The 18,453-nt window shown below is 34.2% G+C and carries 22 protein-coding genes; 15 read left to right on the forward strand and 7 right to left on the reverse strand.

Annotated elements, in window-relative coordinates; all coding sequences use genetic code 11:
• Nucleotides 1–310: 310 nt before the first annotated feature.
• Nucleotides 311–697 (forward strand): hypothetical protein, encoded by a 387-nt coding sequence (locus AC1DEF_RS05780; protein ID WP_097823093.1) that lies wholly within the window; start codon nt 311–313, stop codon nt 695–697.
• 153 nt (nt 698–850) lie between these two features.
• On the opposite strand, the gene AC1DEF_RS05785 is transcribed toward AC1DEF_RS05780, so the two are convergent.
• On the reverse strand, nt 851–1,963 hold the full coding sequence (locus AC1DEF_RS05785; RefSeq protein ID WP_097823092.1) for a type II asparaginase: 1,113 nt from the start codon (nt 1,961–1,963) through the stop codon (nt 851–853).
• 552 nt (nt 1,964–2,515) lie between these two features.
• Entirely contained in the window at nt 2,516–3,349 is an 834-nt protein-coding gene (locus AC1DEF_RS05790; protein WP_097823091.1) for an STAS domain-containing protein, read from the reverse strand.
• Between the two features lie 338 nt (nt 3,350–3,687).
• Between AC1DEF_RS05790 and AC1DEF_RS05795 the strand changes: the two genes are divergently transcribed.
• The 5 genes from AC1DEF_RS05795 to AC1DEF_RS05815 all read left to right on the forward strand — a co-directional run bounded on the left by AC1DEF_RS05795 (nt 3,688) and on the right by AC1DEF_RS05815 (nt 6,769).
• Nucleotides 3,688–3,885, forward strand: coding sequence for a hypothetical protein (locus AC1DEF_RS05795; protein ID WP_043978700.1), 198 nt, complete (start codon nt 3,688–3,690; stop codon nt 3,883–3,885).
• Between the two features lie 17 nt (nt 3,886–3,902).
• Nucleotides 3,903–4,193: a spore coat protein gene (locus AC1DEF_RS05800; RefSeq protein ID WP_060747271.1), complete on the forward strand. Its 291-nt coding sequence runs from the start codon at nt 3,903–3,905 to the stop codon at nt 4,191–4,193.
• A gap of 217 nt (nt 4,194–4,410) precedes the next feature.
• Nucleotides 4,411–5,988 (forward strand): FAD-dependent oxidoreductase, encoded by a 1,578-nt coding sequence (locus AC1DEF_RS05805; RefSeq protein WP_097823090.1) that lies wholly within the window; start codon nt 4,411–4,413, stop codon nt 5,986–5,988.
• A 393-nt stretch (nt 5,989–6,381) separates the two neighbouring features.
• Nucleotides 6,382–6,582, forward strand: coding sequence for a hypothetical protein (locus AC1DEF_RS05810; protein ID WP_097823089.1), 201 nt, complete (start codon nt 6,382–6,384; stop codon nt 6,580–6,582).
• Entirely contained in the window at nt 6,554–6,769 is a 216-nt protein-coding gene (locus AC1DEF_RS05815) for a hypothetical protein (protein WP_368484537.1), read from the forward strand. Before AC1DEF_RS05810 ends, AC1DEF_RS05815 begins: the two co-directional genes overlap by 29 nt.
• Nucleotides 6,770–6,967: 198 nt before the next feature.
• Here AC1DEF_RS05815 and AC1DEF_RS05820 read toward each other — a convergent pair whose 3' ends face one another.
• The gene (locus tag AC1DEF_RS05820; protein ID WP_080781595.1) at nt 6,968–7,552 is read right to left on the reverse strand and encodes a YitT family protein; all 585 of its coding nucleotides are present in this window, start codon (nt 7,550–7,552) and stop codon (nt 6,968–6,970) included.
• A gap of 522 nt (nt 7,553–8,074) precedes the next feature.
• On the reverse strand, nt 8,075–8,788 hold the full coding sequence (locus AC1DEF_RS05825; protein WP_097823088.1) for a hypothetical protein: 714 nt from the start codon (nt 8,786–8,788) through the stop codon (nt 8,075–8,077).
• Nucleotides 8,789–9,721: 933 nt separating this feature from the next.
• On the opposite strand from AC1DEF_RS05825, the gene AC1DEF_RS05830 reads away from it, so the two are divergent.
• From AC1DEF_RS05830 to AC1DEF_RS05845, 4 genes are all read left to right on the forward strand, one after another.
• A complete protein-coding gene (locus tag AC1DEF_RS05830) occupies nt 9,722–10,642 on the forward strand; it encodes a CPBP family intramembrane glutamic endopeptidase (RefSeq protein WP_097823087.1) in 921 nt (306 codons plus the stop codon).
• Nucleotides 10,643–10,685: 43 nt separating this feature from the next.
• Entirely contained in the window at nt 10,686–10,832 is a 147-nt protein-coding gene (locus AC1DEF_RS05835) for a hypothetical protein (RefSeq protein WP_169305188.1), read from the forward strand.
• A 333-nt stretch (nt 10,833–11,165) separates the two neighbouring features.
• On the forward strand, nt 11,166–11,549 hold the full coding sequence (locus tag AC1DEF_RS05840) for a hypothetical protein (RefSeq protein WP_097823086.1): 384 nt from the start codon (nt 11,166–11,168) through the stop codon (nt 11,547–11,549).
• Nucleotides 11,550–11,747: 198 nt separating this feature from the next.
• Nucleotides 11,748–11,915 (forward strand): hypothetical protein, encoded by a 168-nt coding sequence (locus tag AC1DEF_RS05845; protein WP_176521207.1) that lies wholly within the window; start codon nt 11,748–11,750, stop codon nt 11,913–11,915.
• 397 nt (nt 11,916–12,312) lie between these two features.
• Here AC1DEF_RS05845 and AC1DEF_RS05850 read toward each other — a convergent pair whose 3' ends face one another.
• A complete protein-coding gene (locus AC1DEF_RS05850; protein ID WP_013058411.1) occupies nt 12,313–12,504 on the reverse strand; it encodes a hypothetical protein in 192 nt (63 codons plus the stop codon).
• A 715-nt stretch (nt 12,505–13,219) separates the two neighbouring features.
• Between AC1DEF_RS05850 and AC1DEF_RS05855 the strand changes: the two genes are divergently transcribed.
• The 4 genes from AC1DEF_RS05855 (at nt 13,220) to AC1DEF_RS05870 (ending at nt 16,055) form a co-directional block, all read left to right on the forward strand.
• Nucleotides 13,220–13,558 (forward strand): hypothetical protein, encoded by a 339-nt coding sequence (locus AC1DEF_RS05855; protein WP_097823084.1) that lies wholly within the window; start codon nt 13,220–13,222, stop codon nt 13,556–13,558.
• A 31-nt stretch (nt 13,559–13,589) separates the two neighbouring features.
• Nucleotides 13,590–14,120 carry a GNAT family N-acetyltransferase gene (locus AC1DEF_RS05860; protein ID WP_097823083.1) on the forward strand — a complete coding sequence of 177 codons (531 nt, stop codon included), beginning with the start codon at nt 13,590–13,592 and terminating at the stop codon, nt 14,118–14,120.
• Between the two features lie 155 nt (nt 14,121–14,275).
• Entirely contained in the window at nt 14,276–14,785 is a 510-nt protein-coding gene (locus AC1DEF_RS05865) for a GNAT family N-acetyltransferase (RefSeq protein ID WP_097823082.1), read from the forward strand.
• Between the two features lie 67 nt (nt 14,786–14,852).
• Nucleotides 14,853–16,055: an iron-containing alcohol dehydrogenase gene (locus tag AC1DEF_RS05870; RefSeq protein ID WP_097823081.1), complete on the forward strand. Its 1,203-nt coding sequence runs from the start codon at nt 14,853–14,855 to the stop codon at nt 16,053–16,055.
• Nucleotides 16,056–16,235: 180 nt separating this feature from the next.
• Here the strand turns inward: AC1DEF_RS05870 and AC1DEF_RS05875 are convergent, their stop codons facing one another.
• Nucleotides 16,236–17,183 carry a DMT family transporter gene (locus AC1DEF_RS05875; RefSeq protein ID WP_097823080.1) on the reverse strand — a complete coding sequence of 316 codons (948 nt, stop codon included), beginning with the start codon at nt 17,181–17,183 and terminating at the stop codon, nt 16,236–16,238.
• Nucleotides 17,184–17,340: 157 nt separating this feature from the next.
• On the opposite strand from AC1DEF_RS05875, the gene AC1DEF_RS05880 reads away from it, so the two are divergent.
• Nucleotides 17,341–18,183 carry a TrmB family transcriptional regulator gene (locus AC1DEF_RS05880; RefSeq protein ID WP_097823079.1) on the forward strand — a complete coding sequence of 281 codons (843 nt, stop codon included), beginning with the start codon at nt 17,341–17,343 and terminating at the stop codon, nt 18,181–18,183.
• A 152-nt stretch (nt 18,184–18,335) separates the two neighbouring features.
• Here AC1DEF_RS05880 and AC1DEF_RS05885 read toward each other — a convergent pair.
• On the reverse strand, nt 18,336–18,453 hold a 118-nt coding region (locus AC1DEF_RS05885), incomplete at its 5' end, for an IS3 family transposase (protein ID WP_477727317.1).

Below are 18,453 nucleotides of genomic sequence, written 5' to 3' on the forward strand. Positions count from 1 at the left end.
ATTTATATCTTATGAATGAGAGACAAGAGCCCGTAAACGTATGTTTACGGGCTCTTACAATGCAATGAGAAGCTTGTGATAGAGAAGGGGAATTCTTTAGTTTTCTAACAGGATTTTTCTCTTGTCTTTCCTCCTGAACGAATTGTTCGCAAGGGACTTACATTAAGCTCGTGATAAGTCCTATTGTACTCTCCGTAAGCAGAAAACTTTAAAAAATATACCTTCTTTTATGCTGAAAAAGGAATATTTCTTTAAATAAAACGATACTATTTTCTGATACAACCTATTCCTGCGAAAGGAGCAAAAATAAATGAAACGATATGTTGCGTACGGCTTGTTACTCACAGTGTCTTTAGTATTTGCAGTTTTTTTAATTGTTGATTGGCGCCAATACGAAACTGGGTTAGAACATGCTATTAAGCCTGCTGCTAATAACTATGAGAACAGCAAAAACTATGTTTCTGACAAACGTATGATAGATGTCATTGTAAAGCTAACGAAAGAAAGCCCTGCAACATTTGGAACAAGATTAAAAAGTGCGCAAAGAATAGATGAGGGGCGTGTCCATGTGAATACCAATAAGCTAGAGGGCATTATTGAGTTAAAAGATATAGAAGGCAAGACCTTGGTATGGCGTGTACTAGACAACACATCAAATCATTTAATTATAGAAAGCAAGAACTGGGGAAATGAATAAGGGACCTGCGGATGGTTTCTTTCCTAATTAAAAGAGGGTGAGACAAAAGTATGTTAATGATGTCTCAACCTCTTTATGTCCTTCTTATAAGCTGTCATTGCCAATTGTTCTTGGAAAATTCAGCTAAAACAGAGGATGAAAGATATTTTTGATTTAATACTCATTAAAGTAGGTTTGAATCTTTTGAGGGTCCTTTGTTTTCGTTAAAGCAAGCATTAAAAGAATACGGGCTTTTTGTGGATTTAATGAATCGGATGTAACAAACGTATCTTTATCATCTGATTCTTCATGTGTCACAACTCCGCTTCCTACCCGGCTAGATCTGACCATAACTACGCCTTTTTTTACCGCATCTCTAGCACCTGTTAGAGCAGCATCGGATAGCAGTCCATTTCCTGCTCCTGCAACGACGATTCCTTTTGCTTCAGTTTTTACGGCTGTGTCATAAAAATCCCTAGAATCGTTTTGATACCCATATATGATGTCTACTTGAGGAAGTTTATCTAATTTTGATACATCGAATATTGATTGTGTTGTATGCTTGCGAGTTGGTTTGTTATAAAATATTATCTTATCTCCAGCTATTTCTCCTACATATCCTTGTTCAGGGGATTTAAACGTATCTACTGCCGTTGTATGTGTTTTTGTTATATAACGAGCTGCACCAATTCGATCGTTAAGCGCTACTAAAACGCCGGTATTTCGTGCGTCTTTTGTAGAAGCAATTTTCACTGCATTATACAAGTTTAACGGTCCATCTGCACTTATAGCGGTAGCTGGTCTCATTGAACCAACCACAACCACAGGTTTGTCACTCTTTACTACTAAATTTAGAAAATAAGCCGTTTCCTCCATCGTATCAGATCCGTGTGTCACGACAATTCCATCAACATCCTTAGAAGCTAATAGTGTATTAATCCGCTTCGCTAACTTTAACAAAATACTGTTATCTATATTTTGACTTCCGATATTTACGACCTGTTCTCCGCTTACATTCGCTATTTTTTTCAACTGAGGAACAGCTTTGATAATTGTTTTAATGTTAAGAGCTCCTGATTCATATCCAGTTGTGTCTGTGCTGCTTTCAGAAGAGCCTGCAATCGTACCTCCAGTGGCCAAAATCTTTATATTAGGCTGCTCTTCTTTCACTGAATGTTTTACAGTCATTTTAGAATCATTTACCGATGCATTGACCAATGATAAAGGTCCCGAAAATAAGATAACGCTTGATAAAAAGGTGATGCCTATTATTTTTTTCAGTTTCATCTTTATTTAGCTCCTTTTGTTGAAAATACATGTAATGGTATTATTGGTGATTTAATTTTAAAATATCCAATCATTTGTCCATACGAAGAATAAATAGATAAATGAATTATTTTTATAAGCTACTTTACTATCAAACGGATTATAAGAATGGGAAACCCTTAATGAAAAATGTGCAAACCATTTAAATATGTTAAGATTGATTTCATCATTTACATAACTTATAGAAGAAGCTCGTCAAAAAGAAGCCTTTGCTATGATTAGCAAAGGCTTCTTTTTGACAAGAATTATGATGAATATGACTAGCTTAAAAGAAATGCACCCAATACTGCTTTTTTTATTTCTATCTGTCAATATTAGGGGTCCTAAAAGCTAACTCACAGTAGAATAGAACTCAAAAATATACAGTTCTTTTTCTTCATATTAGTATGTTAGCAATGGAAGAACAAATAAATTATTTGTTCTCTTTGTACCTGAAGTTTCCTCCTAATGGGACGGGTACGTCTATTTATGATATAACCGACATAAAAAAATGCTTAATACTTTGATTCAATATCACTCCTGCAAAAGCTTATTTACTGCATCTTTTAACTTTCCATAAGTTTTCAATTTGCTCATATCTATTCCTAATTGAACAGCAGTTAAGGCTATTTCCGGACGGATACCTGTGATAGTTGTATCAATGCCAAGTAGGTCCAACATCTTTATAACCTGAAATAATTCATTGGTCATCATAGTATCAATCGAAGGTGCACCTGATAAGTCAATAATTAAGCAAGACAGATTTAGCTCTTTTGCTTGCAGCATAACTTTCTTTGCAAAATCACTATTTTTATAATCATCAACCTGACCAATTAGAGGCAGCACACCCACTGTATCGGAAATACTGATGACAGGCGTGCTAAGCTCAGAAATCAACATTTTTTGAGCTTGAGACTGCGCTTCTGAAACTTGTCCGTAATAAAGCGTAAAAAGTTCTATCATCCGATCAAACGCTTCATTTACTACTTTATTCCATAAAAAAAGCTCTTCATATGTAATGCTAGATGAATGAAGGTGAAAAAAAGATTCAATCTGTTTAAAAAAGATTAAACGAAACTTTTTAAAATGATGAATACTATGATAAAGAGAATCGCCTCTTTGAGCCCTTTTTGAGGCAACTTCCTGTGCCCAGTCACTAAGAGTATCTAATGACTCTCCTATAAGAACTTTTACAATTTTACAAGTGAAATATTGATTTTGTACTCGAAGATATTCGGTTGTTTGGGAAGAGGCATCAGCTGTGTAGATTGAATCCTTTTCCACTTCCCGTGAGTCTAGCCATTCTTGAGACATTTCATCAATATGTTCTAGTAAAAAGTCATGTAGCTTTTCTGTCATTTCCTGCATAACATGTTCTCCTTTATTGTTATCTAACGTTCCGTTTCCCGGTTTACTTGTATGAAAAACTTCTACTTGTTTATGAAGCATCTTGGATATGTAATTGGTAACTATTTATTTAACGTTTCGTTATGATTTAATGTCAGAGGACTCTCTTGATTTTTAATATCTCTTTCTTTTTCCTTTTGATATAGAAAATGGTTTATATAAATAGACTCATTTATGCTAGTTGTAATACCTGGGCATATTTTTCTGAAACATTAAAAAAATTAGATAATTACTGTTTAAATGGAAACAAGCTGGGAATATAGTTCACAAGCCAGAAAATTCTAAGGAGGAATTGAGATATGTCAAAAAAATTAGCTATGCACGAGACGCTAGAAGTTCATGAAATCTTAACGCTTAAAACGTCATGTGTAACAAAAGGCACAGCAATGCTGGAATTGGTAGAGGATGAAAAATTAAAAAAGATTCTGGAAGAAGACGTCCAAACGTCTACTGAAGCAATTAATGAATTAAAAAAAATCTTAAAGAAAGCTCAATAAACAGGAGGGATTTAGGAATGGCTGCTAAAAGTACGCTTAACAAAACATTAGATGATCTTGCTATTGCAACTGATTTGTTGTTATCAGCGAAAAACGGTGTACGAACATATGCCGTAGCTCTCACGGAAACAGCAACTCCAGAAGTTCGGAAAGTATTAAAAAAACAATTGGATGAAGCCATCGAACTTCATGAAAAGATTGCTCAATATATGATTGATAATGAAATGTATCATGCCTATGATGTTGAAGAGCAAGTAAATCACGATTTAAAAAAAGCAGATAAAGCGTTAGAGTTAGCAAAAGGTTAAAATCAATATTCGTAGATATATATTTTCTATAAAAAAGAGAAAGTCTAATTCAAATAGACTCTCTCTTTTTTTATCTATATTAAAGACTTTTTGAATTAAGATTATAAAATAATACAAGTCCACATATCGAAGGCTGTATTCCTCATATAAGTATGAACTTTAAATAAATGGAAATCCTGATAACACTACTATCAAAATATTGAATGGAGGTCGTAATGTGACTCATAATGAACACAAGGGAGAACAGCTTCCGCAGACGCCTGAACCATACTGGAGAGATTTTATTGATTTGCCGGAGTTTCCCGCTTTAGATAATGACATGGATGTAGATGTTGTAGTTGTAGGCGGAGGGATTACAGGTCTTACTTCTGCGTACCTCTTAGTCAATGAAGGTCTAAAGGTAGCCGTTTTAGAAGCTGGAAGACTATTGAATGGCACAACGGGGCATACGACAGCAAAAGTTACTGCCCAGCACGATTTGATCTACGATGAGTTTATTCGGAATTTTGGAAGAAGTAAGGCAAGATTATACTATGAAGCTAATGCGGATGCTTTGAATTTTATTAAGAAAACAGTTGAAGAACATCAAATTGATTGTGATTTCATCATGCAAGATGCTTACATATATGCTACTACTGATGAGTATGCTCTAAAACTTGAAAAAGAGGCAGAAGCTTATAAGGAACTTAACATTGATGGTGAATTGGCAGACCATATTCCTTTTAACGTAAAAATTAAAAAAGCCCTTGTGATGAAAGACCAGGCACAGTTTCATCCCATTAAATACCTCGTTCACCTCGTTCAAGCTATTAAGCAAAAAGGCGGACTTATCTTTGAACATACAGCGGCAGTGAATATTGAATCTGGGGATAAGCAAACAGTTCTTACACGAGAAGGGATGCGTGTTACAGGAAGCTACGTTCTTTCTTGCTCGCATTTTCCTTTCTATGAAGGGCTGGGCCTTTACTCTGCTAGAATGCACGCTGACCGCTCATATATCCTTGCTGTTAAAGCCAAAGAAGCTTATCCAGGTGGAATGTATATTAGCGCTGATCAACCAACACGTTCCCTGCGTTCTACAGTCATTAACGGTGAAGAAATGGTTCTTATAGCGGGAGAAAGCCATCAAACAGGCCAAGGAAAAGATACAATGGAACATTATAAAGCGTTAAAGAATTTTGGTGAACAAGTTTTCGACATAGAAAATATTGTATATCGCTGGTCAGCACAAGACTTAGTCACGCTTGATAAACTTCCTTATATTGGAGAAATCACCTCTAGTCAACCTAATATACTCGTCGCTACTGGTTATAGGAAATGGGGAATGACAAATGGAACAGCAGCAGCCCTCTTATTCAGAGATATAATTCTAGGCAAAGAGAACGCCTATCAACATTTATATTCGCCATCGCGTTTCTACGCAAACCCCAGCTTGAAAAATTTCTTAGTAGAAAATGCTGATGTCGTAAGCCATCTCATCAAAGGTAAGCTTGAAATCTCTGATGTAAGAGCTGAAGATCTATCTAATGATGAAGGGGCGGTAATTACGGTTCGAGGTCATCGAAAGGGAGCCTACAAAGATCAAGAAGGAAAAATCCACATTGTAGATACAACCTGTACTCACATTGGCTGCGAAGTCGAATGGAACAGTGGAGATCGTTCTTGGGATTGCCCTTGCCATGGATCTAGATTTTCTTATACAGGAGAAGTTATAGAAGGCCCAGCAGAAAAGCCTCTGCAGAAATATGATTACACAATGCTCGATAACCTTACATCAGAGGATTCTGGGTATTAAAGACATTCTTTCTTTATGAAAATTATTTAAAACGGCAGGCTAGATCATGAACTCTCAGTTGGATTTGAAATTTCTGACTGCAGGGTTCTTTTTTTACTGTTTTACTAAAGGCATGATAATGATGAACTACAATTTCTTTTATGTAAACCTCCTATAATTAATTTGACTTCTTCTATAATAAATATCACATACTTTTTTCCATTTTAATTCACACTGAATATATGTTTTTATTCCTCACAATCAGCAGAAAACCATACAAAATAAACATTTTTCTACCAGTTATAATAAATAGCTTGCGAACAAAAAATTGTTCATTTTTGCCAAACATTTTTCTTAAAGGAACAGACGATTATAAACAAGTACGTTCTATCTACTTTAAGGAGGTTTTTAAGAATGACTAAAAACAATCAACGCTATAAGCAAAAAGATGCTCAGCTACTTGGAGGGAATATTACTGATACTGAATTAGGACAAGAACTGGGAAGCATTCATCAAGCAATTTCCCAGCTAAGTCAAAACTTTTCTCAACTACTTGCCGTGGGACTTATTTTTATTACCCATCTCCATGATATTTTTTATACAAGTAAAGCCTAAAATTAACCCCGTAATCAAAGCACTGATTTATTCAGCAGTAGGTGCTTTTATTGGCCTTCCACTACTTAATTGGATTGGTATTTATAAACCGCTGCACTGGAGGTACATTTATTCCTTTCCTATTCTAATTATTATTTACTTAGCTGCATCTTACATAGCTTCTAGAGGAAAGTTTGAAAAATTATAGGTGGAAATGTTAAGGCTAATGTTTAATAATTAGAGCAAGCTACTCAAGATGCAATAGAGCATCCGCTAACGATTATTGTTAATGCAACTTATAGAAAAAGACTATCCCTTATAGTTGAAAAGAGATGGTCTTTTTAATTTATAAAAAACAGGAAGAGGCAAAAACAGGAGATAGAAGATACTAATTTTATAATTCAAATTACTCTTTTTTAGTAATTAACCAAGTCGTCAATCCCCCTATAAAAATTGTTGAACATGAAAAAAGAAACGTTTTAGGTCCTAGTAAAGGAAGACCTGCTGTTATAATCAAACCGTCTATAATTAAAATAACCATCCCTATGTTCAAAGAAAAAGCTTTTGATATTAGTTGAGCTAGTAAATCTGTTCCTCCAGTGCTTGTCTCATATCGAAGCATAAGACCAACTCCTGTCCCAATAAATATCCCTCCAAGGATTACACTAGAAAAAATAGAAAATTGAAACTGGTTTTTAATAGGTTCTAGCCAGTCAATCAATAAAGAAGAAATAATTAGCCCATAAAAACTATTATAAAAATAATGCCGTTCATAAATCCAAGCAAACCAACATAGTGGGAGACCTAAAATGATCATCGTTACACCTGTGGGGAATTCAAAATAATAGTGAAGGATGAGAGCAATTCCAATTGTTCCTCCATCCAACAAATAATGAGGAACTAAAAATCCATTAATTCCGATGCTTAGCAATAAGCTTCCCACAAAAACAACCGGTATTTTTCGAAAAATAATAATCACCTTTTTAGTCAATTTATCTCTTACTATATTTATATGTTTTTATTACCTGTTATGAATTTTTTTTTGTAAATGAATAAAGGCTTATCTCTTGAGCAAACTAGCCAAGACGCCGTGAGGGCATCATAAAATAGCTCTCGACTCCTTACGAGGAAAGAAAAAGCCACTAATTAGAGGGAAAATCCCTAATTAGTGGCTTTTTTATTTTTAAACTGTTTAGATCTTTACTTATTGTTTTAAACCTAGATAATTTACGAAGTGATAGAGTTCATACAACTTTTTGGCTGTACAGTTTAAGTGAGGAATTCGGAGAGAGAAAAGTAAGTTTCATAAGTCAGTGTTATCAACTTGTTTTATTTCTTCTAACAAAGAAAAATTTCTAGGGAGCCAGAGACTCAGTCCAGTATGTCCCCATAGATACAACTAAGATGTTCAAAGGCCTTCTTTCTTGATTTCAGTAAATTGGCCATTTACATATCACATCTGTTGGAAAACTTCATTTATTAGGCGAAAAATCTATTGCTCTACTCTACTTAATTACCAATCAAAAAAAGCTTTTAACGCAATCATTGTAGCGGCGTAGACAAGAGATGAGATTAAAAAGGTTGGCAAGTGCGCGTGTTTTTCAAAAGGGAGTTCTTTACTGATAACGTTAAATAACATTGCACCTGAACTAAATGCAATCATCGACTCAATAAGCAGGCCGGATGAGGGCCCGAAGACGCCCATGATTGATCCAAGAAAAGTTGCCCCTGCAAGCATATAGCGACCTCTGTTTTTGTGCAAGCGATGATGTTTTTTTCCTAGATGGTAGGACCACCCCATAAAGTGAAGGCTGATAGCCAATCCATAGAATAGTGATTCAACTCGCTTGACATCGGTTGAGAACACAACATAAGAAATGATAAAAGAATAAACCATAAAGAAACTCGCCTGTACCATATAAACGGTCAGTTCCTTCAGGTGTGTGGCTGCCTTCGTCTGAGCAAATGAATACACAGAAAAATAGACGAGTAAGCCGAGAAGACCAAGAAAATATAGTTCAGTATCAAGGGCCAAGGATCCTCCAAACTCTTCTTGTTTTTTATGAAGTGTCGGTAAGATATAAATAAACACATAAGCAATAGCTACACCGCCTGATAATGAGAGCAGCTTTTGCTCCCCGATTGGAGAACGTTCGACAATCGTTAATGCGTATAGTTGAATGAGGATAAATACAATGCCTATTATAATTGATTCAATTGTAACCATGATTGTCTCCTTTTAAGGTTGAACTTTACGGTTTAGTTCCCTTTAAAAGAAAAAGAGAAACCATACTTTGAGTAGATACTTCTTAAAAAGGCGCATTCATTAGGGGAATATTGTACCTTAATTATGTTCTTAAAACGTATTATCTCTATACTAAATGAGATGAAAATGGTTATAAAAACTCTATCTGAGATTTAAATAAAAGAAGCAAACTCCTAATGATAGGGAGTTTGCTTTTTGGTTTCTATAAATATTTCTGCAGGGGAACTAACACCCTTTTTCCGAAAGTTTTTGATTTATTTACACGTATGATACGAATCTAGCAATTTTATCTGTTTTACTAGACACTTCATATTGATTATCCTATTTTTCTTGGTTATAATATTGTTGTTACATTTGTAATAATAATGTAATATTATTGTAACTTATATACGTTTGTATGTTGTTATATGAGTTGATTGTTAATTTAAAAACTGAAAAAGTTGTTTATGGATAAACTCTTAAGTGTTGTGGTAACAGCCATGAGGGTAAAAGTTTGAATAAAAAGGTGAGGGAAATGTTGAAAAAAATATTTATTTTAGTTGTTTTAGGATATATATTCTTGAGTAGCAAGTACTTTCTTCAAAATTATGTGTATGCGGGCACGTATGAGCAAGATATAAAGGTTAACGATGACTTGGTGTCGAGTCTTCTTTTAGAAAAAGCTGTTTTTTAACGGCTTTTAAGACGCTAAATTTTATATAAAGAGGTAATGGGTAGAGTTGTGATTTCTTAATATTGTCAGTCTCTTTCCTTATCTTCAAAGGTAAAAAGCAGGCGGTAGTTAAAATGATTGCAGGACTTCGGATCCTGATAGATTTTTACATTGCCTAGACAACAACAAAGTAGAGAAGAACGGTATAATTGAGAAGAGAAGGCTGAGGGAGTAAGAAGAAAATGAAAAACTATTTAAATGTGGAAGAAGGAAAAAATAGCTGGAAGCGTTATGTAAGTACAACAATCCTTGCTTCTGTGTTTATGCTGTTAGGATCAGTTATTTATATTATTGCTGAAATGATAATGGTTGCAGCTGATGAAAGTGGAAAATCATATTTTGATTTTGATAGCGGAGTAGCTGTAGGAATCAATGCTAATCTTGATTTTTTGTTGTCTCATATTATGTACATATGCTGGATTTTTGGTTTATGGATCGGGATTCGTTTTATTCACAAACGAAAAATGAAATCATTAATCACTGCTAACAAATGTGTGAATTGGAAGAAAGTAATATGGTCTTTTGGAGCTTTTAGCCTGTTACTAATCGTTTCACAATTAATTGATGTCGTGTTTAACCACTCGGATTATTCATGGAATCATGTAAGTTTAAAAGAGTATGCCCTGTTAGTACTGATCACGCTTTTATTAGTACCTATTCAAACAACAACAGAGGAGCTGTTTTTTAGAGGGCTTCTTCTTCAATGGGTGAGTAAGAAAGTGAAGCGTCCAATCTTACTTGCGATTATTGTCGGACTAATGTTTTCAATAGGACATTTTGCTAATCCTGAAATGAATAAATCCATTATATTAGTCGGACTGGATTACATTGTAGCTGGTTTTGCTCTTACATATATCGCGATTAAGACAAAAAGCTTAGAAATTACCATTGGCGCACACGCAGCCAACAACATGTTTCTCGCTCTGTTCCTTACAACGGACGATTCTGTTTTCGGATCTATACCGAGTTTGTTTAAGGTAGCTAACACTGAGCCAGGAGCTAATCTTATTTGGTCGATTGTTATGTTTAGTGTTTTCTATATCTTATGTAGAGGGAAGATAAAAAAGGAAGAAGCAGCTGACAAAGATCAGCTTATTGCTTAAATTGGCAGAACCAATAACTAAACAGGATAGGAGATGTAACAGAGTGAGTGGAAATCACGATGAAAATAAACCATTGACTCGTGCAGAAATGAAGCGAGGCCACTTAGCTACTCAACATCGCATTTTGAATGTACTTATCGTTCTTGCATCGATTGCTGCAGTTTATCTAGCTATAAAAACAATACTTTAAAAGAGCAACCGTTATGGTTGCTCTTTTTATTCCTGCAGTATCTTAGCTAAGAATATATATAAAATCAAGATATAAAATATAGAAAAAATGTTATTATATAGATATTGATTTAAAAATAAAATAATGTATAGGGGATATCAGCTAATATGTTTTTTGTCATTATAGGATTTATAGCCGTCTTTATCACGTTATGTTCGTTAGAAGCTAAGCTAAGAACGATAGTGAATCAAAATAATAGATTAATTAAATTACTTGAAAAAATGAACAGGTACTAGCACAAAAATTATCTAATAGGGTATTTGGGAACTTTTGTACTGTGTAGGAGGATTTAAATTGAAAAGGAAGTTTTTGTTTTTAGGAATTATATCTATTTTTTTATTAGTATTGGGTAGCTGTGGTAGCAAGGAAGAAAGTGTGCGTTTCGAAGGTGAAGGAGATCATTGGAAAGGTTTATATCTTTTAAATAAAGGAGAGAATACTCAAAACGGGCAAGGAAGTATCATTTATGAAGGAAAAGACAAGGAGAAAGTAGGAAAAGTTTCTTATGTTGTGGAATCGGAAACAAGTAAATTATCAGGTACGGATGACGAGACAGAAGGGAAAATTAATTTAAATGGGAGTTGCAGCGGGTGTTCGACTCAAAGCAGTAACGCTCCTTTTCACGTGACAATAAAATGGAATGGTAAAGAAGATAAATTTGATTTAACATCAAAGTAGAACGGTAAAACGTTGTATGTATATGAAACTACAAATCTGGCCACACTAATAACGTATTCTCCCTATTCTAATAAAGTTAAAAATCCTTTGCCTACATCAGGGAAGGATTATTTTTTTATAAATCCTGCTTTAATTGGTTGTTAATCTAAATAAAGGGGAATTACATCTATTAAGAGCACACAAAGGGGATAAATATTAGTGACAAATCATAGGTACTATACGGGATCCCTGTTCGCCAGGGAATTAGAACGTTTAAAAGAAGAATATATTCAACTTGATTTCGACGATGTGAAAAGAATGGTTGAAGAAGATATTTTACTGTTAGAAAAAGCGGTGAATATGTTGTCTACGAATACAGTTTATTAAATTAAGCAACTTACTCAAGATGCAATAAAGCATTATCTAGCGACTACTGTAAATTCAATTTTAACAAAAGCTACCTCTTTTGACTGGGAAGAGGTGGTCTTTTTCAATTTCTAGACTGGATAAGATATACTAAGTAAAAAAGCGTTTGAAAGTATTCTATAATATTTCCTAGTTTCTAAGAAATGTTGCCCAAACAAAAAAGGACATTTCTTCTATGTCCTGTTCCCTCGTATCAGCCCCGCCTACGCTAAATACTATGACAGCCACTCATGCCATCCAACCTATACTTAGTATAAACGAAAGCGTTTACAAAGTAAAGATATTAATGAAATATTCTGTCTATTTTTATATGAAACTTATCTATTTCGAAAAATATCAAATATGATAGGTGACGTTTTTAATGTCTGGAGATTAACTCACTCATTAACCTGTTTAAAGCAATGTGTAATATATCATGTTCTGTATACTCTTGTTCAAAAGCTAGACTTCTTTTTTCTTTTTTCTTCAGCAACTTTTTAATTTCATCACATAAATAAATTTGAGAATCCAAAAGTTTTATTTCTTTTCTATCCTTTATTTGTTTAGACATGAAATCAACTCCTTTATGATTCTTTAAGGAACTATTCTATTTTAAAAAGTAAAATCCTTCTTCTATTACATCGGAATAACGTAATAGGGTTTATCAGAAGGAATCATCTTAGATTAGAGAAAAATGGATCCTGTTTTTTGAGAAACAATGTGTCAAAAACGCTACAAAAGGATTCTTTTTCTGTTTAAATATTTCTTAAGGTGCAAATCCTTAAAAAAACTTCCTTTAATTATAATTAATGGTAAAATAATCAATAAAAAGGAGGTTAAAATGTATTCACCACAGGAATCCTTATTGGCTAGTTCTCTTTATTTTGTATTTACTATTCTATCTTTTATAATTGGTTTCTTTGCTGGAAGGATACTTATTATAAAATCTCATAGATCAGTAGGGGAAGTTCAGGCAATTTCTCTTTTTATTCATTTCGTTTTGTTTGGAACCAATTTTAGATATTGGTGGTGGGAACACTCTATGTCTATCCTTAACATCTTTGAGTTTTTAGGGACTACGTTTATAGGCGTTCTTATCTTTATAATTAGCGAATGTATTCTTTATTTCTGTTTGAAAAAGCTATATAAGACGAATATACAAAAGGGTGCTTAAATCTAAAATAACAGGTATCAAACTAATAATCATTTCCAACAGAAAGTTTAATGCTTTTACAAGTTATAAGATCTACCGCATTATAAAATGTCATTGAAAGAAGGGCAATAAGTTGAAAAAAACCGTGACGATCACTGTTACTGGGATTTTACTAATGGGAGCGGTAATTTTCTATTTTGTTACATTCTTTGCCTATATCCCATCTGATAAATTTTCCGGTTTCCCTGTCCCTAAAAATGCAAAGTTAGTAAAAGGAAAAGAACATGTAAACATATATGAGTGGTCTAAAGCTTCTGAAGAAAACGGCATACCATTAGGATATAAATTGGTGATTAAAACAAAAGGATGGAAGGAAAGAGACCGAGAAGGTGCCTCTACTTATTATGAAAAAGCAAATAAGAAAATTGATTTAATAGCTCAAACCAATGAATTAACCTTAATTAAGGATTAAACATACGTAAAATGAAAGAGAGGGGTTTTTATTGATTCCAGAATTATATACAAAAAGGTTATATTTAAGAAAGATGCATGAAGCCGATGCGTCTCATTTATTTAAAATTTGGTCTGACCCTCATGTTACTAAGTACATGAACATTGACAATTTTATCAAAGTAGAACAAGCAAGAGATATGATTAACTTTCTAAATAAACTAGCCTCTGAAAAAAAGGCTATTCGCTTTGCTATTATTGAATTAGAAACAAATAAAATTATTGGCTCATGTGGCTATAACATGTTAGACTTCGAGCATTCAAGAGTTGAAATCGGATACGAGCTTTCCAAAGCAGCATGGGGAAGAGGATACGCGTCTGAAGCTATTAGCAGTCTATTAAACTATGCTTTTTTAGATTTGGACATGAATCGAATTGAAGCAAAAGTAGAGCCTTTAAATATTAATTCAATTAAGACTCTACATCGGTTGAATTTTATATTTGAAGGAACACTTAGGCAAGTAGAGAAGTCAAAAGGAAAGTTTATAGATCTTAATGTATATTCAAAATTAAAAACAGATTAATGGTTTAATTCAATTCTGCATCTACTTAGTTTAATTTGACTGTTGTATATCGTAAGTAGAAATACACATTTATCTTTATCAGTGATATTTATTGAATCAAGTGTGGAATGAATTGTAATTTGTGGTTAACTTTTTTAGAAGGAGCAGATAAATAAATGAATACCAAAAGAATACACCTTACGCCATTTGAAACAACTCACATTCAATACTTACATAAATGGTTAAATGATGAACAGGCAATACGAATGATAGGCAGGACACCTTTAACTTATGAAGAGGTAGTACAAGAAGTAGAAAAGAAAAGAATGAACAACGATTTAATTTTAGGAATTGAAAGCGATGAAAAAGAATTAGTTGGATGGGTATTTCTGAAGGATATAGACCACGCGCATGGAAGAGCTAGTATAGGCCTTCTTTTATCTTCAGAATCTAGAGGTCAAGGGTATGGTCGAATGGCTATGGAGCAAATGATTGATCTAGGGTTTAAACAGCTCCGTCTAAACAAAATCTATTTAACAACAAGAGGAATAAACGAACAGGCGATTGCGCTATATAAAAAAATTGGTTTTGTTATTGAAGGAAAATTAAGAAATCATGCTTATGTGGAAGGGAAGTACGTAGATACATATTTTATGGGTATATTAGCTTCGGAATGGAACAAGTAAGCTTACCGGCTATGATGAAATGAAAATTAAGATAGGTATTTAATTTTAGACAACGGGAGGGGTATAAATGAAATCCTATAACTATTTTTGTTCTACCCAAATCGAGGTAGGGATGGGGAAAGTTAGAGAATTACCAGAAATGCTAAAATCTTTAAAAATTGGTTCATCCATTTTAATTGTAAGTGATCCAGGTGTGGTTCGTACAGGACTAGTTTCACCAATTATAACGGCCCTGGAGGCTTCTAAATATCGAGTATTGTTATTCGACTCCATTGAACAAAATCCTCGAGATACAAACTGCTTGGCAGGTTCTAAATTATTTTGTGACTTTGGTGCAGATGCAGTCGTTGCCATTGGTGGTGGAAGTGCAATGGATACTGGAAAAGCTATTGCATTGTGCGGTCCAAACGGTGGGATACCATCTGACTATGCAGACGGCCGACTTCCGTATTCAAACATTGCACCAGTTATTTGTATTCCAACTACTTCAGGTACAGGGTCAGAGGTTACTCGTTCCGCCGTTATTACCGAGGCGTCTACACACCGAAAGATGACACTCAAACATAGTTCGTTAAGACCTGTCTTGGCGATTCTTGATCCTGAACTAACATTAAGCCTTCCTCCTTCTGTTACTGCTGCGACTGGTATTGATGCATTAGTTCATGCGATTGAAGGTTATACATGTAAAGTAACAAATCCTATTTCACAAGCGCTTGGGGCTCAAGCAATGAGAACCATCGTTTCGGCATTGCCTATCGTTTTCCGCGATGGCACAAATGCAGATGCTCGTCAAGATATGCTGGAAGGAAGTCTCTTAGCAGGCCTTTGTTTTGGATCTGCAGATGTTGCCTCAGTACACTGCTTAGCAGAAGCGCTTGGAGGACTTTATGATACCCCGCATGGAGTTGCCAATGCAGTATTTTTACCATATGTATTAAGGTTCAATTCTATGGAGAACAAGCAACTACATGCGACATTAGCAAGGTATATGAACTTTGCCAAGGATTCAGACCCTGATGAAATAGCTGTTGAAAAATTAATTCAAGGGATTATAGAATTAACAGAATCATTAAACATTCCTAAATTGAAAGATTTAGAGGGTGTAAAGAAAGAAGACTTTCCGAGCATTGTAAGGTTGGCCATACAAAACAACTCAACATCAAGTAACGTTCGTTTAATTACCGAGGGCGATTACATGCAAATTCTTGAACAAGCTTACTTTAACCGTGTAGATCAAAATTGGGATTCTGAAGTAGAGAGCTTAAATTAAAAGATAAAGATTAAATACTGTCCCCCAATCATCAGGCTGTGTCTAACGATTGGGGGACAGTTTATAAATAGTATCTATTTATTTTTAATAAGAAGATACGTAATACCAGTTTTTATGTACTTTTTTATTGAAAATAAAAAGCCCTACTTTGACTGAGGACTTTTTTTAGGTTTATACTTTTTACTTATTTTCTAAAACATACTTTTTCCTCGTTTCCCTCATGCTCAAAACTACACCCAAAAGTACAATGATTCCACCAATAAATTGGTTTATGCCTACCACTTCATGAAGGAGTAGAACAGAAAAAAACACACCAAAAATAGGAACAAGATTCATCAGCGTCATTGCAGAACTAGAAGATAATTTGCGTAATCCAAAATTATATAATAAAAAAGCGATAACCGAGCAGAAAACGCCTAGGTACAATAAGGTTAGAAATGATCGTATATCTGGTGTTTGCCAGCTTGACTTCTCTATAAAGGCTAATGGAATAAACGTAATAGCTCCCGCCAAAGTTTGATAAAAAGAGATAGTAATCATGGAATATTTTTTGACAACTTTACGAGTTGTGAAGTTATAGAGAGCAAAAATAAAACCTGCTACAATTAATATAATATTACCAATTAATTGCTTATCATCTGTCTGAGTTTCAGGACTATAGGATATTTGATATACACCTATCATCGCTACTCCAATTCCTAGGGCCTTTACCCATGATGTCTTTTTTCTAAAAAAAAGAAATTCCATCAAAACCGTTATAGCAGGATACGACGCTACAATAATAGCGGCATTAGATGCTGTTGTTAGTTCAACTCCTATGTTCTCCAGAGAAAAATAAAGGGTAGTACCTAGTACACCACTCATAGACATTAACCCCATATCTTTGAATGAAGGCTTTGTTTTATCTTTCCTGATTAAGAGAATAAGCCCTAAAATAACAGCAGCTATAACAAAACGAGCCGCTCCTAATGTAAGGGGTGGAAAAGAGGTATAGGCTATTTTTGTTCCAACAAACGATGTACTCCATAGAAGGACGGCTATTACGGAAGCACTTATGTATAAACCATTTCCACTTCTAACCTTTCTTATTTTTAAGCTTTCTTGTTGTTTCGCTATCATTGTATCCATTATTACACCTCCAAGTAGGATTAAAAACTATATAGTAGCTACTTTTGTAGCAACTAGAATTAAGTTATAATTTTTAACCCAAACTGTCAAGGGTACTAATGGTATACTTAATTTAAAATTATTGACTTTATCCGGGTATTATCAAGGAGGACCAATCATGACACTAGATATAATAAAAATTTTGAAAGATGTAAATTTTACTGAATATGAGGCAAAAGCATATTTAGCTTTACTAGAAAAATCTCCTCTTTCAGGGTATGCTATTTCGTTAAATTCTGGAGTGCCAAGATCTAAAATTTATGAAGTATTAGGAGGACTAGTGGATCGAGGAGAAGTCATGATCAGTCATGAAAATCCCGCTCTATATACACCGTTACCTCCTAATGAATTAATCAACTTGAAAAAACGTAAAGCTGAATCCTCGTTTGAAGTAGCTGAAGAAGCTCTCGAAAATTATTCTTATGTATCTTTAAACAGAGAAAACATCTGGAACATTACAGGTTATGAGCCTATACTAAATCGTACAAAGGAAGCTATAAAAGAAGCTACAGGGCGTATTCTATTGGAAATATGGGCAGAAGATGCCCAGGAACTAAAAGAAGAATTACAAGTAGCAGCCAAAAGAGGCGTAGAAATTTTAATTGTATCCTATGGAGATTTAGTATTTGACTTTGCGCAGGTTCATCAGCATGATGCAAGCGAAGAAATAACCAATGAATATGGCGGACGATGGATTGTTCTAAGTGCTGATGATCGAGAAGTAGTTGCAGGTATATTATCACTTGGTAAGGATAGCCGTGCTGCCTGGACGATGCATCCGGGATTAGTTATGCCAATTACAGAAGTTATCATTCACGACTTGTATATCTATGAAATGATGAAAAAACATCGAGAGATCCTAGAGTCAAGCTTTGGTCCGAACCTTATTGAACTTCGTAATCGATTTAAATTTAACTCATCAGGTTATAGCGTAGCAGCAAAATTAGGTTTGATTAAATAGCCAGTATTAATGCATATATACTAATAATAAAATTACTTATCATATGATTTTTGGATAAACTACTCAATATAGATGAAGCATTATTTGGCTACCTTTTAATAAACAGAAAAACTACTGATTATGAACTGAACCCAAAAAGTTAGACACATTATTTAGGCAGCTAATGAGGATTGAATTCTGTATTCTACAGGGGTCAATCCTTTTAATTTTTCTTTTATTCGTAGATGGTTGTAATAGAGGATATAGGCCTCTAATTCCTGTTTGAACTGT

The organism is Priestia sp. 10L35 (assembly GCF_056395685.1).

Coding starts and splice junctions, on each gene's coding strand:
- AC1DEF_RS05785 (WP_097823092.1), bottom strand. CDS start 1,963: ATGAAACTGAAAAAAATAATAGGCATCACCTTTTTATCAAGCGTTATC.
- AC1DEF_RS05810 (WP_097823089.1), top strand. CDS start 6,382: ATGACTAAAAACAATCAACGCTATAAGCAAAAAGATGCTCAGCTACTT.
- AC1DEF_RS05850 (WP_013058411.1), bottom strand. CDS start 12,504: ATGTCTAAACAAATAAAGGATAGAAAAGAAATAAAACTTTTGGATTCT.
- AC1DEF_RS05790 (WP_097823091.1), bottom strand. CDS start 3,349: ATGCAGGAAATGACAGAAAAGCTACATGACTTTTTACTAGAACATATT.
- AC1DEF_RS05825 (WP_097823088.1), bottom strand. CDS start 8,788: ATGGTTACAATTGAATCAATTATAATAGGCATTGTATTTATCCTCATT.
- AC1DEF_RS05780 (WP_097823093.1), top strand. CDS start 311: ATGAAACGATATGTTGCGTACGGCTTGTTACTCACAGTGTCTTTAGTA.
- AC1DEF_RS05875 (WP_097823080.1), bottom strand. CDS start 17,183: ATGGATACAATGATAGCGAAACAACAAGAAAGCTTAAAAATAAGAAAG.
- AC1DEF_RS05815 (WP_368484537.1), top strand. CDS start 6,554: ATGATATTTTTTATACAAGTAAAGCCTAAAATTAACCCCGTAATCAAA.
- AC1DEF_RS05830 (WP_097823087.1), top strand. CDS start 9,722: ATGAAAAACTATTTAAATGTGGAAGAAGGAAAAAATAGCTGGAAGCGT.
- AC1DEF_RS05865 (WP_097823082.1), top strand. CDS start 14,276: ATGAATACCAAAAGAATACACCTTACGCCATTTGAAACAACTCACATT.
- AC1DEF_RS05870 (WP_097823081.1), top strand. CDS start 14,853: ATGAAATCCTATAACTATTTTTGTTCTACCCAAATCGAGGTAGGGATG.
- AC1DEF_RS05800 (WP_060747271.1), top strand. CDS start 3,903: ATGGCTGCTAAAAGTACGCTTAACAAAACATTAGATGATCTTGCTATT.
- AC1DEF_RS05795 (WP_043978700.1), top strand. CDS start 3,688: ATGTCAAAAAAATTAGCTATGCACGAGACGCTAGAAGTTCATGAAATC.
- AC1DEF_RS05880 (WP_097823079.1), top strand. CDS start 17,341: ATGACACTAGATATAATAAAAATTTTGAAAGATGTAAATTTTACTGAA.